At 71.7% G+C, this 12,870-nt stretch carries 12 protein-coding genes; 10 read left to right on the top strand and 2 right to left on the bottom strand.

Annotation, left to right across the window (positions count from 1 at the left end):
- The 4 genes from D0D28_RS28505 to D0D28_RS28490 all read left to right on the top strand — a co-directional run.
- On the top strand, positions 1-744 hold a 744-nt coding region (locus D0D28_RS28505), incomplete at its 5' end, for a mycofactocin-coupled SDR family oxidoreductase (RefSeq protein ID WP_162831220.1).
- A complete protein-coding gene (gene mftF / locus D0D28_RS28500; RefSeq protein ID WP_116113925.1) occupies positions 741-2,099 on the top strand; it encodes a mycofactocin biosynthesis glycosyltransferase MftF in 1,359 nt (452 codons plus the stop codon). The genes D0D28_RS28505 and mftF, both read left to right, overlap by 4 nt.
- Positions 2,096-2,773, top strand: coding sequence for a mycofactocin biosynthesis peptidyl-dipeptidase MftE (mftE, locus tag D0D28_RS28495; RefSeq protein WP_116113922.1), 678 nt, complete (start codon positions 2,096-2,098; stop codon positions 2,771-2,773). Before mftF ends, mftE begins: the two co-directional genes overlap by 4 nt.
- A 41-nt stretch (positions 2,774-2,814) precedes the next feature.
- A complete protein-coding gene (locus tag D0D28_RS28490) occupies positions 2,815-3,930 on the top strand; it encodes an NDMA-dependent alcohol dehydrogenase (protein ID WP_094007575.1) in 1,116 nt (371 codons plus the stop codon).
- Between the two features lie 33 nt (positions 3,931-3,963).
- Here D0D28_RS28490 and D0D28_RS28485 read toward each other — a convergent pair whose 3' ends face one another.
- Entirely contained in the window at positions 3,964-5,349 is a 1,386-nt protein-coding gene (locus D0D28_RS28485) for a hypothetical protein (RefSeq protein WP_116113919.1), read from the bottom strand.
- 264 nt (positions 5,350-5,613) lie between these two features.
- On the opposite strand from D0D28_RS28485, the gene D0D28_RS28480 reads away from it, so the two are divergent.
- The 3 genes from D0D28_RS28480 (at position 5,614) to D0D28_RS28470 (ending at position 9,753) form a co-directional block, all read left to right on the top strand.
- Complete coding sequence (locus tag D0D28_RS28480; RefSeq protein WP_116113917.1) at positions 5,614-7,938, top strand: molybdopterin cofactor-binding domain-containing protein; 2,325 nt, start codon at positions 5,614-5,616, stop codon at positions 7,936-7,938.
- A 10-nt stretch (positions 7,939-7,948) separates the two neighbouring features.
- Positions 7,949-8,425, top strand: a complete 477-nt coding sequence (locus D0D28_RS28475) for a (2Fe-2S)-binding protein (protein ID WP_094007562.1) — start codon at positions 7,949-7,951, stop codon at positions 8,423-8,425.
- A gap of 128 nt (positions 8,426-8,553) precedes the next feature.
- Entirely contained in the window at positions 8,554-9,753 is a 1,200-nt protein-coding gene (locus D0D28_RS28470) for a PucR family transcriptional regulator (RefSeq protein ID WP_094007563.1), read from the top strand.
- A gap of 266 nt (positions 9,754-10,019) precedes the next feature.
- Here D0D28_RS28470 and D0D28_RS28465 read toward each other — a convergent pair whose 3' ends face one another.
- Positions 10,020-10,280 (bottom strand): DUF4235 domain-containing protein, encoded by a 261-nt coding sequence (locus tag D0D28_RS28465; protein ID WP_094007564.1) that lies wholly within the window; start codon positions 10,278-10,280, stop codon positions 10,020-10,022.
- 133 nt (positions 10,281-10,413) lie between these two features.
- Between D0D28_RS28465 and D0D28_RS28460 the strand changes: the two genes are divergently transcribed.
- The 3 genes from D0D28_RS28460 to D0D28_RS28450 all read left to right on the top strand — a co-directional run bounded on the left by D0D28_RS28460 (position 10,414) and on the right by D0D28_RS28450 (position 12,825).
- Entirely contained in the window at positions 10,414-10,782 is a 369-nt protein-coding gene (locus D0D28_RS28460) for a cold-shock protein (RefSeq protein WP_094007565.1), read from the top strand.
- Positions 10,783-10,819: 37 nt separating this feature from the next.
- Positions 10,820-12,010: a zinc-dependent alcohol dehydrogenase gene (locus D0D28_RS28455; protein ID WP_116113914.1), complete on the top strand. Its 1,191-nt coding sequence runs from the start codon at positions 10,820-10,822 to the stop codon at positions 12,008-12,010.
- A gap of 137 nt (positions 12,011-12,147) precedes the next feature.
- Entirely contained in the window at positions 12,148-12,825 is a 678-nt protein-coding gene (locus tag D0D28_RS28450) for a PAS and ANTAR domain-containing protein (protein ID WP_116113912.1), read from the top strand.
- Positions 12,826-12,870 lie beyond the last annotated feature (45 nt).

The following is a 12,870-nucleotide window of genomic DNA, read 5'->3' as shown; positions in this document are numbered from 1 at the left end:
ATCGGGGCGGCCGTCGTGCATCGGCTTGCGGGGGAGGGCTGGCGGGTGGTCGCCGTGGACGTCGCCGAGGATTTGCCCGGGCTGGGCTATCCGCTCGCGCGTCGGGAGCAGCTCGCCGAGGTCGCCGCGAAATGGCCGGCCCAGGTGATCGACGTCGTCGGGGATGTGCGGGACCAGCGGGCTCTCGACGCGGCCGTCGGCGTCGCCGAGCGGGAGTTCGGCGGGCTGGACGCGGCGGTCGCCGCCGCGGCGGTCATGGCCGGTGGGCGGCCGCTGTGGGAGACCACCGATTCCGAATGGGAATCGCTCTTCGGCGCCGGGGTGGACGGCGTCTTCCACCTGGCCCGCGCGGCGGTGCCGGCCCTGCTGCGCCGCCCGCGGCCGCGCAGTGGACGGTTCGTCGCGCTCGCCTCGGCCGCCGGGCACACCGGCTTGTGGCGGCTGGCCGGCTACAACGCGGCCAAGCACGCGGTCGTCGGGCTGATCCGGGGCCTCGCCACGGACCTGCGCGGCACCGGCATCACCGCGACGGCCGTCTCCCCGGGCTCGACGCGCACACCGATGCTGGAGGCGACGGCCGAACTGTACGAACTGGACGACGTCGAGGAGTTCGCGCAGCACCAGCTCGCCGAGCGCCTGCTGGAACCCGACGAGGTGGCCGCGGCGGTGTGCTGGCTGTGCGGCCCCGACGCGAGCGCGATCACCGGCACGGTGCTCCACGCGGACGGGGGTTTCACGGCATGACGGTGCTCCACCTGGATCCCTCCACCAAGGCCGTCGCCGGGGGGCGCGTTCTCCTCGGGGGCTCGCCCCTGCGCGTCATCAAGCTCTCCGCCGCCGGGGCGCGCCTGTTCGCCCAGTGGGCGGCCGGCGCGGCGGTCGGCGACCAGCCCCACCACCGGCGGCTCGCGGACAAACTCGTCCTCGCCGGCATGGTCCACCCCACCTACCCCGAGGCGCACCTGACCCCGCAGGACGTCACCGTCGTCGTCCCGGTCCGCGACCACGCCGACCGCCTCGCCGGGCTCCTCCCGCGCCTGGCCGACGTCCGCGAGACGCTCGTCGTCGACGACGGGTCCGCCGTGCCCGTGCCGCACGCCGTCGACCGGCATCCCGTCCCGCGTGGCCCGGCCGCCGCCCGCAACACCGGCTGGCGCAAGGTCACCACCGAGCTGGTCGCCTTCCTCGACGCCGACACCCGGCCCGCACCGGGCTGGCTCGGGCCGCTGCTCGCGCAGTTCCAGGACCCCGCCGTGGTGGCCGTCGCGCCGCGGGTGCGCAGCGCGCCCGGCCCGGAAGCCCTGTCCCGCTACGAACAACTTCAGTCCTCTTTGGACATGGGTGCCATCCCGGCGCAGGTCCGCCCCCGCGGCCGCATCACCTACCTGCCCACCGCCGCACTCGTCGTGCGCACCTCGGCGCTGCAGGCGATCCACGGCTTCGACGAGGACCTGCGGTTCGGCGAGGACGTCGACCTGATCTGGCGCCTCGTCGATGCCGGCGGCTCCGTGCGCTACGAACCGGAGTCCGAAGTGGAGCACGAACCACGCACCACCTGGCGCGCCTGGCTGAAACAGCGGTACAACTACGGCACCTCCGCCGCGCCACTCGCGAAACGGCATGGGCGGCGAGCGCTCGCGCCGGTGCGGGTGTCCGGCTGGACCGCGCTGGCCTGGCTCGCGCTCGCCGCCGGACGGCCGAAGACCGGCGTCGCGATCGCACTCGGCACCGCCGCTCTGTTGCCCCGCAAGCTGAAACCCCTCGACGTGCCGGCGAAGGAAGCGCTCGGCATCGCCCTGCGCGGGCACGTCGCCGCGGGCCGCTTCCTCGCCGACGCCCTGACCCGTGCGTGGGGCCCGGCCGCGATCCCGTCGCTGGCGCTGTCCCAGCGCGGCCGCCGCGTCCTGGCCCTGGCCTACGCCCGGCACCTCCTCGACTGGGCCCGCACCCGGCCGGACATCGACCCGCTCCGGTGGCTGCTGGCCCGCGCCGCCGACGACCTCGCCTACGGCGCCGGGGTGTGGCGTGGCTGCCTGCGCGAGGACGAACCCGGCCCGCTGATTCCCGATCTCTCCAACTGGCCGGGAAAACGGCTATGAACCTCGCCGATCTCGCCTGGCCCGAACCCGGCGACCGCCGCCTGCTGGCCGTGCCGCTGGGCGCCACCGAGCAGCACGGTCCGCACCTGCCGTACACGGTGGACACCGAGATCGCGGCCGAGCTGTGCCGCCGCCTCGGCGCGGCCCGGCCGGAGGTCGTCGTCGCGCCCGCCCTGCCCTACGGCTCCAGCGGGGAGCACGCCGATTTTCCCGGTACGCTCTCGATCGGTCAGGAAGCCACCGAACTCCTCGTGGTCGAGCTGGTGCGGTCCGCGGACGCCTTCGCCGGGGTGCTGCTGGTGTCCGCGCACGGCGGCAACGCGTTCCCGCTGCGCCGCGCGGTGGCGAAACTGCGTTACGAGGGCCGGAACGTGCGCGCGTGGTGCCCGGACGGCCCGGCCGACGACACGCACGCCGGGCGGCTGGAGACGTCGGTGATGCTCGCGTTGCGGCCGGAAGCCGTGCGCACGAACCGGTTCGAGCCCGGCCAGACGCGGCCGTTGCCGGAACTCATCGGACGGTTGCGTGACGAAGGTGTGCGTGGGGTGAGTCCGAACGGGGTGCTGGGTGACCCCGCGGGGGCGAGCGCGGAAGCGGGGCGCGCCACCCTCAGTCGATGGACGGACGCTCTACTTGAAGCTGCCGCGGCGCTTGCCAGAGATGGCATCATGTAGCAGTCGGTGCATGAGACCCCTGTCACAAAGAGGTGATCGGTGTGAAGACCAAGGCCGCAGTCCTGCACTCCGCGGGCAAGCCGTTCGAGATCGAGGAACTCGAGCTCGACGGTCCACGCGAAGGCGAGGTTCTGATCAAGTACACGGCCGCCGGCCTGTGCCACTCGGACCTGCACCTGATCGACAACGACCTCGTGCCGCGGTTCCCGATCGTGGGCGGGCACGAGGGCGCCGGGATCATCGAAGACGTCGGCCCGGGCGTCTCCAAGGTCAAGCCGGGCGACCACGTCGTGTGCAGCTTCATCCCGAACTGCGGCCACTGCCGCTACTGCGCCACTGGCCGCTCGAACCTGTGCGACATGGGCGCGACGATCCTCGACGGGCACATGCCCGACGGCACCTTCCGCTTCCACCGCGGCGGCACCGACTACGGCGCCATGTGCATGCTCGGCACGTTCTCCGAGCGCGCCACGATCTCCGAGCACTCGGTGGTCAAGGTGGACGACTGGCTGCCGTTGGAGACGGCGGTGCTGGTGGGCTGCGGTGTACCGACCGGCTGGGCCACGGCCAACTACGCCGGCGGCGTCCGCGCGGGTGACACCTGCGTCGTGTACGGCATCGGCGGGATCGGCATCAACGCCGTCCAGGGCGCCGCGCACGCGGGTGCCGCGAACGTGATCGCGGTCGACCCGGTCGCCTTCAAGCGCGAGAAGGCGATGGAACTGGGCGCCACCCACGCGTTCGCCTCGGCGGACGAGGCCGCCGCGAAGGTCGCCGAGCTGACCTGGGGCCAGATGGCCGACCAGGCGCTGATCACCGTCGGCACGGTCGACGAGCAGGTCGTGACGGACGCGTTCAACGTGGTCGGCAAGGGCGGCACGGTCGTGATCACCGGCCTGGCCAACCCGGAGAAGCTGACGGTGCACCTGTCCGGCGGCGTGATGACCCTGTTCGAGAAGACGGTCAAGGGCACGCTGTTCGGCTCGGCCAACCCGCAGTACGACATCCTCCGCCTGCTGCGCCTGTACCAGGCCGGCCACGTGAAGCTCGACGAGCTGGTGACCAAGCGGTACTCGCTCGAAGAGGTCAACGAGGGCTACCAGGATCTGCGCGACGGGAAGAACATCCGCGGCGTGCTCATGCACTCGGCGGACTGAGTGCGTTCCCCGTGAGGGCGGGCCTGCCCGCCCTCACGGGTCGACCAGCGGCTGGAACGCCGCGCGCACGTCGGCGTCCGAGGGCGTCACGTACACCTGGCTCGGCGGGATGTCGACCGCCAGGTCGATGTAGGTCCGGTAGTGCAGCACCGGCGGGCAGGAGGCGCCGCCGATCTCCACCCGGGTGTCGGTGACCAGCCGCCCCGTCTTCACCTCGTACACGCGCACCGGGATCGCGATCTTCCGGAAGGACACGTCCTGGTAGCCGTACGGGCTCAGTCCCGACTCGTAGGGGCACGACCGCACCTGTGCGCCGTAGTCCGTCGTGCCCGCGCAGATCACCGCCACCGCGTCGGTGGGGCCACCGGCCCGCCACTCCGCGGGGAACCGGCTCAGGTGCTCGTCGTCGCCGAAGACCAGCGCCCGGTTCGGCCCGTCGCCGTAGGGTGCCGCGGCGCTGTAGGGCGCCGGGTGGTCGCAGTACTCGGGTTCGGCGCCGGGGTAGGAGACCTCCAGCAGATTGCGCACGTTCGCCAGCTCGATCGCCTGGGTGGCGCGGGTGACGCCGTCACCGGCCCGCGCGGTCAGCTCGTGCCCGGGGTACTGGTCGACGATCTGCTGGTACCGGTCGCGGGCCCGCGGCCAGTCGTTCGCGGCCATCAGCCGGTCCGCGCATCCGGCGAGGGCGGCGGGCGCGACCCGGGGGACCACGGCAGCGGCGTGGTCCAGCACGGGGCCGCGGACGCCCTGCCGCAACCAGTCGGTGATCGCGGCGGTGTCGCACGGGTCGGGGACGGGCAGGCGAGCGGTGAAGCGGTCCAGCACCTCCCGGATCCGCTGGTCCTGACCCGGGATCCCGCGCACCTCCACCAGGGTCGCGAACGCGCGCTCCAGGTTCGCCGGATCGCCGCCGAGGGCCTTGCCCAGCTGGGCTTCGGCCGCCAGCAGCAGACGGCAGGCCCGGGTGGTTTCCGCGGCGCGGACGGTCAGTGGCGCGTCGGCCAGCGTGTGCCCGGCCCACAGCCCGTCGAGCGCGGCCAGCGTGCCCGGGCAGTCGCCGCGGCCGTGCGCCTCGGTGGCGTCGCCCTCGATGCGGGCCGCGTCGAAACGCAGCAGCCCGGCGGCCAGCAGCACCGGGAGCGCGACGGCGAGGCCGATCAGCCGCTGCCGGGCCGCGTTCGGCGGGCGATCGGCCCGGCGCGCCAGGTACCAGCCGTGCCCGGTCATCGCCGCCCACCACGCGAGCACGACGATCTCGAACCACACGGTCCGCACCGCCAGGGCGAGGACCGCGACCAGCGCGATCGTCACCAGGCCGGTGAGGACCGCGAGCCGCCGACGGCCGAGCATCAGGTATCCGGCGCCGAGCAGCGAGGCGTTCGCGAGCGTCACGGCCAGTGGATCGGCGGGCTTGTCCATGATCGCCAGTGTCGGGGGAGCAGCCGGGCGTTGGTGCCGCCACGGCACGAACCTGCCACCGGTTCGATTGATCGACCGTCGCGATCAGTAGACCATCCGGCGCAGGCTAGTACGACGTTCGGCTGTGTCCGCGTCACAGTTGTGTGGCACGCGACTGTCATCCGGTCACAGAGATGCGCCGACGCGGCTACGGATCGTTGACCCCCGCGTGGCCCGATTCCTATCGTGACCGCGATCAACGTGGATCTCGGAAGGACACTCTCCATGGCGCATCAACGGCGATCGGCCGCGTCCGGGGACGGGGCGCCGTCTCTGGAACGGCGCCGGTTCCTCGGTTACCTCCTCGCGGCGCCCACCCTCGCGGTCGCGGCGAAGCTCGGCGGGGACCTCGCCGCCCCGGCCCCGGCCGACGCCGCGATCCCCACCCTCCCCGGGCCCGCCGACATCCTGGACCTCGGCGACGCGCTCACGCTCGCGGCGATGCCGACCTCCAACCTCATCGCGATCCAGGTCAACCGCGACGACACGGTCTCGTTCGCGGTGCCGCGCGCCGAGGTCGGCCAGGGCATCACCACCACCGTCGCGATGCTCATCGCCGAGGAGATGGACCTCCCGCTGAGCAAGGTCGGCGTCAACCTCGCCGACGCCCGCCCGGAACTGGTGTTCAACCAGCTCACCGGCGGGTCCAACTCGGTGCGCTCGCTCTACAACCCGGTCCGCACCGCCGCCGCCATCGCCCGTGCCCGTCTGCTGGCCACCGCCGCGGAGCAGTGGAAGGTCGACGCCTCGACGCTCACCGCGCGCGACGGCGTCATCCGCTCCGCCTCCGGCCGCACCGCGACCTACGGTTCCCTCGCCGAAGCCGCCGCGAGCGCCCGCACCGAGGAAACCAGCGCCACGCTGAAGGAGACCTCCGAGTTCCGCATCATCGGCAAGCCGACCGGCCGCATCGACGCGCTCGAAGCGGTCACCGGGCGCAAGCAGTTCACCATGGACCTGCAGGTCCCGAACGCCAAGCCGACGATGGTCTGCCGCCCGCCGACGATCAACGGCACCGTGCGGGCGGTCCGCAACCTCGCCGAGGTCAAGGCGATGCCCGGCGTCACCGACGTCGCCACGATCTCCACCGGCGTGGCGGTGCGCGCCGAGACCTTCGGCCAGTGCATCGACGCGATCCGGGCGCTGAAGGTGGACTGGGGACCGGGCACTGTGGACGGTGAGACCGACGCCTCGGTCGAGCGGAAGCTGCGCGCCGCCGAGCTCCCGATGACCGTGCCGCCGGTGCTGACCCAGTCGATCGACGCCGAGTTCGTGTTCGCCTTCGCCAGCAACAGCGCGCTGGAGACCAACTGCGCGATCGCCGACGTGCGGGCCGACCGCGCCGAGATCTGGTCCGGCCTGAAGTCGCCGATCACCACCCAGGAGCAGATCGCGCTCAAGCTCGGCCTGCCGATCCCGGCGGTCAAGGTGCACGTCGTCACCGGCGGTGGTTCCTTCGGCCGCAAGCTGTTCGGCGACGCCGCGCTGGAGGCCGCGGAGATCTCGAAGAAGATGGGCAAGCCGGTCAAGCTCATGTGGCACCGCGCCGACGACGCCCGCCACGGCCGCACCCACCCGATGTGCATCTCCCGCGTCCGGGTCAACCACGCGCTGGGCAACGTCGTCAGCTACGAGCAGCGGCACACCAGCGTCACCACCGACTTCGGCCACGGCCTCGGCGAGATCCTCACCGCGGTCGCCGCGAAGCTCCCGGTCGGTGACATCGGGTTCTCCCAGACGGTGTTCATGCTGTCCACGCAGATGCCCTACAACTTCGGCGCCACCACGCAGCTGCTCAACGAGGTGCCGCTGAAGTTCCACACCTCCAGCATGCGCAACGTGTACTCGCCCAACGTGGTGTGCGCGCGTGAGCTGATCGTCGACCAGCTGGCCGCGAAGATGGGCCAGGACCCGCTGACGTTCCGCCGGAACTTCCTCAAGGACGACCGCATCCGCAAGGTTCTCGACAAGGCCGCCGAGGTCGGCGACTGGGGCCGGAAGATGCCCGCCGGCACCGCGCAGGGCATCGCGCTGCACTACGAGTACAAGAGCGTCAGCGCGGTCCTGATGGAGATCGACTGCCGCCCGGAGACGGTCAACCGCAAGATCCGCAACGGGGTCGCCGGACCGCGCGTCACCAAGGCCGTCGCGGTCGTGGACGCCGGTCTGCCGATCAACCCGAAGGGCCTGGAGGCGCAGACGATCGGCTGCGTCAACGACGGCATCGCGATGGCGCTCACGTCGAGCCTGCACATCGACAACGGCCTGCCGCTGGAAGCGAGCTGGGACAACTACTTCTACACCCGGCAGTGGAACACGCCGCCGGAGATGGAGGTCGTGGTCATGCCCGCGACCACCGGTGAACCCGGTGGCGCCGGGGAGCTGGCCGTCGCCAGCTCGTTCGCCGCCGCCGCCTGCGCCTACGGCCGGGCGGTGGGGAAGATGCCGACCCGCTTCCCGATCAACCACGGCACGCTGAGCTTCGAGCCGAAGCCGAAGGTGCCACCGGTGCCCGAATCGCCGGTCGACGGCCTGGCCCACACGTACTGAGGAGCTTTCGTTGTCCCAACACACTTTCACGGTCAACGGCGAGCGGGTCACCGTCGACGCCGACGACAAGGTCCGGTTGCTCTGGGTGCTGCGCGACCTGCTCGGCATCACCGGCCCGAAGTACGGCTGCGGCATCAACGTGTGCAAGGCGTGCACGAGCCACATCAACGGCAAGGCGTTCAACCCGTGCGCGGTGCCGGTGTCGGCGATCGGCCCGGACGACGAGATCACCACGATCGAAGGTCTCGCCGACCCGGCCACCGGCGAGCTGCACCCGATGCAGCAGGCGTGGATCGACCGGGACGTCGCGCAGTGCGGCTACTGCCAGCCCGGCCAGATCATGGCCGCCATCGCCAAGGTGAAGCAGGCCCGCGCCGAGGGACGCGAGATCAGCGACGCCGACTTCGACGAGATCCGCAACATCTGCCGCTGCGGCACCTACTCCCGGATCCGGGAGGCCGTGAAGAGCGCGGCTGCCAAGATGTAGTGCATATGCGGCACCACGGCCCCGCAATCCTCCGCGATTGCGGGGCCGTTTCATGCCACTGCGCAACCTGGGACACTTTCGTGTTAGATGTCCACTCGCGAGCCCTCGACGGGGAGGACGGACATCTCATGAGGTACACGGGCGCCGAACCCGCCGTGGCCGGTCTGGCCGGCCGTGCCCTGCCGCGGTTGCCGGAGATGACCAAGGCGACCTACGCGCAGATCATCGAGGAGATGGCCGTCTACCGCGAGGAACGGTTCGTCTCGCATGACGACCTGTTCGCCTCGTGCCGGGACAACCTCCAGTTCCTCGTCCGCGCCCTGGCCGAGCCCGGCGCCCCCGACCTGTCCAAGGCACGCGCGACCGGGCGCGAGCGCGCGCTGATGGGCGCCCCGCTGCCGGAACTGCTGCGGGCGTTCCGCATCGGGTTCACCGAGGTGTGGCAGTGCTTCGTCGAGCTGACCGCGCCCGCGCAGGACGTCGCCACCCTGGTCTCGGCGACCACCGCCATCTGGGACCTGATGGACGACTACATCGAGGAGCTGACCTCGACCTACCGCGCGACGATGGCCGAGATCAGCCGCACCCGGCAGAACCGCAGGCTCGCGCTCGTGGAGGCGCTGTTCACCGGCGGCAACGCGACCGAGGGCACCCTGTGGGACATCGCGCGCATGCTCGACCTGCCGCTGGAGGGCAGCTTCGTCGTCGTCGCCGCGGAAACCCCCGGGCTGGGGCAGGAGGCGTTGCCGCTGATCGAGGTCCGGCTGCGGGAACGGCACCACGCGTCGGCGTGGCGGCTCACGCCGGAGCTGCAGATCGGGGTCGTGTCGGTGCGCGATCCGGGCCAGGTCCTGGAGCTGCTGCGGGAGAACCCGCGCGGGCGGGTGGGGATGAGCCCGGTGTTCACCGGCCTCGGCGACACCGCGCGCGCCCTGCACCTCGCGCGGGTCGCGCTGTCCAGCCTGCCGGCCGGGACGAAGGACGTGGCCCGGTTCCACGAGTCGCCGCTGGCCGGGCTGGTCGCCAGCGACCCGGAGGCGTCGGCCCAGCTGGCCGGGCAGGTGCTGCGGCCGATCCTGGAGCTGCCCGTCGAGGAGGGCAACGTGCTGCTGCTGACGTTGCGCGCCTGGTTCGACTGCGGCGGGTCCACGAAACAGATCGCCGAGCGGGTCTACTGCCACCCCAACACGGTGCGGCACCGGTTGAAGCGGATCACCGACGTGCTGGGCCGCTCGCTGAGCGACCCGTCGGACATCGCGGAGCTGGGCACGGCACTGCGGGCACTCGCCATGTTCGGCGAGTCCGCCCGCAGAGCCGTGCGAAATTGACACCCGTATCGCCTTGCTCGCGGTGCGGGTGGCGGCCCCTCCCGCCAGCCCACCACCACCCTCAACGGACGCGCTCCGCGCGGCTGGGCCGACTCAGCCCCCCGCTGTGGGATCGCCTCCTCATGAATTCCCGCCCGCCGGCCCGACCACCACCCCTGGTGGACGCGCTTCGCGCGACAGTGCCAACCACCACGTCGGCGCTGTCCTCGCGAGGGGGCTCCTGAGAACCCGCGGCGGTGCCGGCTGGCAGGCGCCGTCAGAAGAGCTCAACCGTCGAGCTTCTTGCCGGTGGCCTTGGTGAACGCCTTGGCGCCTGCGCGGTCCACCGCCGCCTTCACCCCGCCGAAGATCGCTCCCTGCAGCACCGCCGCGGTGAGCACCGCTTTGGTGGAGTGGTCGCCCGACGTGGCCTCCGGCGCGTCGTCCTCGCCGGTGACCGCCTTCCACGCCTGCTTGAACAGCATTCCGGCGAGGATCCCGCCCAGTGCGCTCACGGCCAGGCTCAGCGGCTTGTACAGCAGTTTCATCCCGTCACCTCTCCACAGTGGACCCGGCTCCACCCGTCCGGGTACCCGGAGTTCCGGAGGCTGACACTCCGCCGTTGTGCGGCGGCGGCGAGGGGCGTACCTTGGCGCGATACTTTCGCCGGGAGGGTCACTGGTGGTCAGGGGCAAGGTCGTCCGGTTCGACGAGATGCGCGGGTACGGGTTCGTGACGCCGGAAGGGGGTGGCGAGGACGTCTTCATGCACGTCAACGACCTCGACGTGGACAAACGCCTGATCACGCCCGGCGTGGTCGTCGAGTTCACGGTCGAGGACGGCGAACGCGGGCTCAAGGCGTCCGACGTCCGCCTGGTGCGCCAGGCCGCCGACGACGACCGCGACGACGCGTTCCCGGCGCGCGACTTCCGCGAGGAGCTGACGGAATCGCTGCTCACCGGCGTCCCGACGCTCACCGCCGAGGAGGTCCTGCGGGTCCGCCGCGTCGTCCTCGAACTCGTCCGCGACCACGGGTGGCTCGGCGGCTGAATGTTTCGGTGACCTGGGTGCGGGCACACGAACACCCATGAAGGCTGTTACCTGGCACGGCAAGCGCGACGTCCGCGTCGAGGACGTCCCGGACCCGCGGATCGAGGAACCCACGGACGCGATCGTCCGCATCACCTCGACCGGTATCTGCGGCTCCGACCTGCACCTGTACGAGGTGCTCGGGCCGTTCATGGGGGAGGGCGACATCCTCGGGCACGAGCCGATGGGCATCGTCGAGGAGGTCGGCTCCGGCGTCACCGACATCAAACCGGGCGACCGGGTCGTGGTGCCGTTCAACATCTCCTGCGGCCACTGCTTCATGTGCGATCAGGGCCTGCAGTCCCAGTGCGAGACCACCCAGGTCACCGAGAAGGGCAAGGGCGGCGCGCTGTTCGGCTACACCAAGCTCTACGGCCAGGTGCCCGGCGGGCAGGCCGAGTACCTGCGCGTCCCGCAGGCCCACTACGGGCCGGTCAAGGTGCCCGAGGGGCCGCCCGACGAGCGGTTCGTCTACCTCTCCGACGTCGTGCCCACCGCGTGGCAGGCCGTCGAGTACGCCGCGATCCCCGACGGCGGCAGCGTCGTGGTGTTCGGGCTCGGCCCGATCGGGCAGATGTGCTGCCGCATCGCGCGGCACCGGGGCGCGCGCCAGGTGATCGGCGTCGACCTGGTGCCCGAGCGGCTGGCGCTGGCCGGACGCTACGGCGTCACCACCATCGACGCCAGGGCGGAGAAGGACGTGCCGGGCGCGGTGCGGGAGATGACCTCGGGCCGCGGCTCGGACTCGGTGATCGACGCGGTCGGCATGGAGGCCCACGGCGCGCCGCTGGGCAAGCTCACCCACCAGATGGTCGGGCTGCTGCCGGACACGATCGCCGCGACGCTGATGGAGAAGGGCGGCGTGGACCGGCTCGCGGTGCTGCACCAGGCCATCGCCACGGTGCGCCGCGGCGGCACGATCTCGCTGTCCGGCGTCTACGGCGGGATGCTCGACCCGCTGCCGATGATGGAGCTGTTCGACAAGCAGATCCAGCTGCGGATGGGCCAGGCCAACGTGCGCCGGTGGATCGACGACGTCCTGCCGCTGGTCAGCGACGACGCCGACCCGCTGGGCGTGGTGGACCTCGCCACCCACAAGCTGCCGCTGGAGGACGCGCCGCGCGCCTACCGCATGTTCCAGCAGAAGCAGGACGGGGCGATCAAGATCCTGCTCCAGCCTTCGGCGTGACGGAGGCGGCGGGCGAGGATTTCCGGACAGCGGAGCGTGGCCCCGGATGATCACCCGGCTATGATCTGGCTCCCTGGGATTGTCCAGCAGCGTGGCACCCGTGTTCGAAGCAACTCCACTGCAGGAGCCGTACACGCATGTCCACGCCCCGGAAGCCGGACCCCTTGTCCGACCTGCCCGCAGGCCAGAGCGCCGATCAGGTCGGGATGTACCAGTGGGACATCCGTGCCGCGACGTGGACGTGGTCGGCGGAGATCTACCTGATGTACGGCTACCAGCCGGGTGCGGTCGAACCGGGCCTGGACCTGGTCACCAAGCACGGCCACCCCACGGACCGCCGCCAGCTGGCGGCGGTGTTCGACGAGGCCCGCCGCACCGGGCAGCCGTTCAGCGCGCAGCAGCGCATCCTCGCCGCGGACGAGAGCACCCGCGCGCGCCTCGTGGTCGGTGACGTCGAGCGGGAGGACGGCGAGACCGTCGGGGTGCACGGGTACTACGTCGACCTGACCACCGCCCGCGTCCGGGAGGCCGAGCAGCTGTCCGAGCTGGCCGGCGAGGCCGCCGGGCTGCAGCGCGCGATGGCCTCGCGCGCCACGATCGAGCAGGCCAAGGGCATGATCATGCTGGCGTACGGGCACGACCCGGCGGCCGCGTTCGAGCTGCTCATCCGCGCCTCCCAGCAGAGCAACGTCAAGCTGCGCGACCTCGCCGACCGGCTCGTCGACGCGGTGCAGGCCTCGGGTGAGCCACCTGCCCAGGCGCGGGCCCACCTGGAAACGATTCTGGCGCGATTGGCGGTGCCGGAGGACGTGTAACCGGCGCGTCTCGAGGTACCCGGAGCGTGACCGGGTGAAAGGAGA

Origin of the sequence: Amycolatopsis ruanii, assembly GCF_003385175.1 — a bacterium.
GTDB classification, from domain to species: domain Bacteria; phylum Actinomycetota; class Actinomycetes; order Mycobacteriales; family Pseudonocardiaceae; genus Amycolatopsis_E; species Amycolatopsis_E thermalba.
Note: the sequence above shows the minus strand (reverse complement) of the source record. Positions and strands in the feature narration are given on the sequence as shown.

Excerpts from the sequence above, each read along its gene's own strand:
- mftF (WP_116113925.1), top strand. The coding sequence starts at position 741 with ATGACGGTGCTCCACCTGGATCCCTCCACCAAGGCCGTCGCCGGGGGG.
- mftE (WP_116113922.1), top strand. The coding sequence starts at position 2,096 with ATGAACCTCGCCGATCTCGCCTGGCCCGAACCCGGCGACCGCCGCCTG.
- D0D28_RS28485 (WP_116113919.1), bottom strand. The coding sequence starts at position 5,349 with ATGGACAAGCCCGCCGATCCACTGGCCGTGACGCTCGCGAACGCCTCG.
- D0D28_RS28480 (WP_116113917.1), top strand. The coding sequence starts at position 5,614 with ATGGCGCATCAACGGCGATCGGCCGCGTCCGGGGACGGGGCGCCGTCT.
- D0D28_RS28470 (WP_094007563.1), top strand. The coding sequence starts at position 8,554 with ATGAGGTACACGGGCGCCGAACCCGCCGTGGCCGGTCTGGCCGGCCGT.
- D0D28_RS28465 (WP_094007564.1), bottom strand. The coding sequence starts at position 10,280 with ATGAAACTGCTGTACAAGCCGCTGAGCCTGGCCGTGAGCGCACTGGGC.
- D0D28_RS28455 (WP_116113914.1), top strand. The coding sequence starts at position 10,820 with ATGAAGGCTGTTACCTGGCACGGCAAGCGCGACGTCCGCGTCGAGGAC.
- D0D28_RS28450 (WP_116113912.1), top strand. The coding sequence starts at position 12,148 with ATGTCCACGCCCCGGAAGCCGGACCCCTTGTCCGACCTGCCCGCAGGC.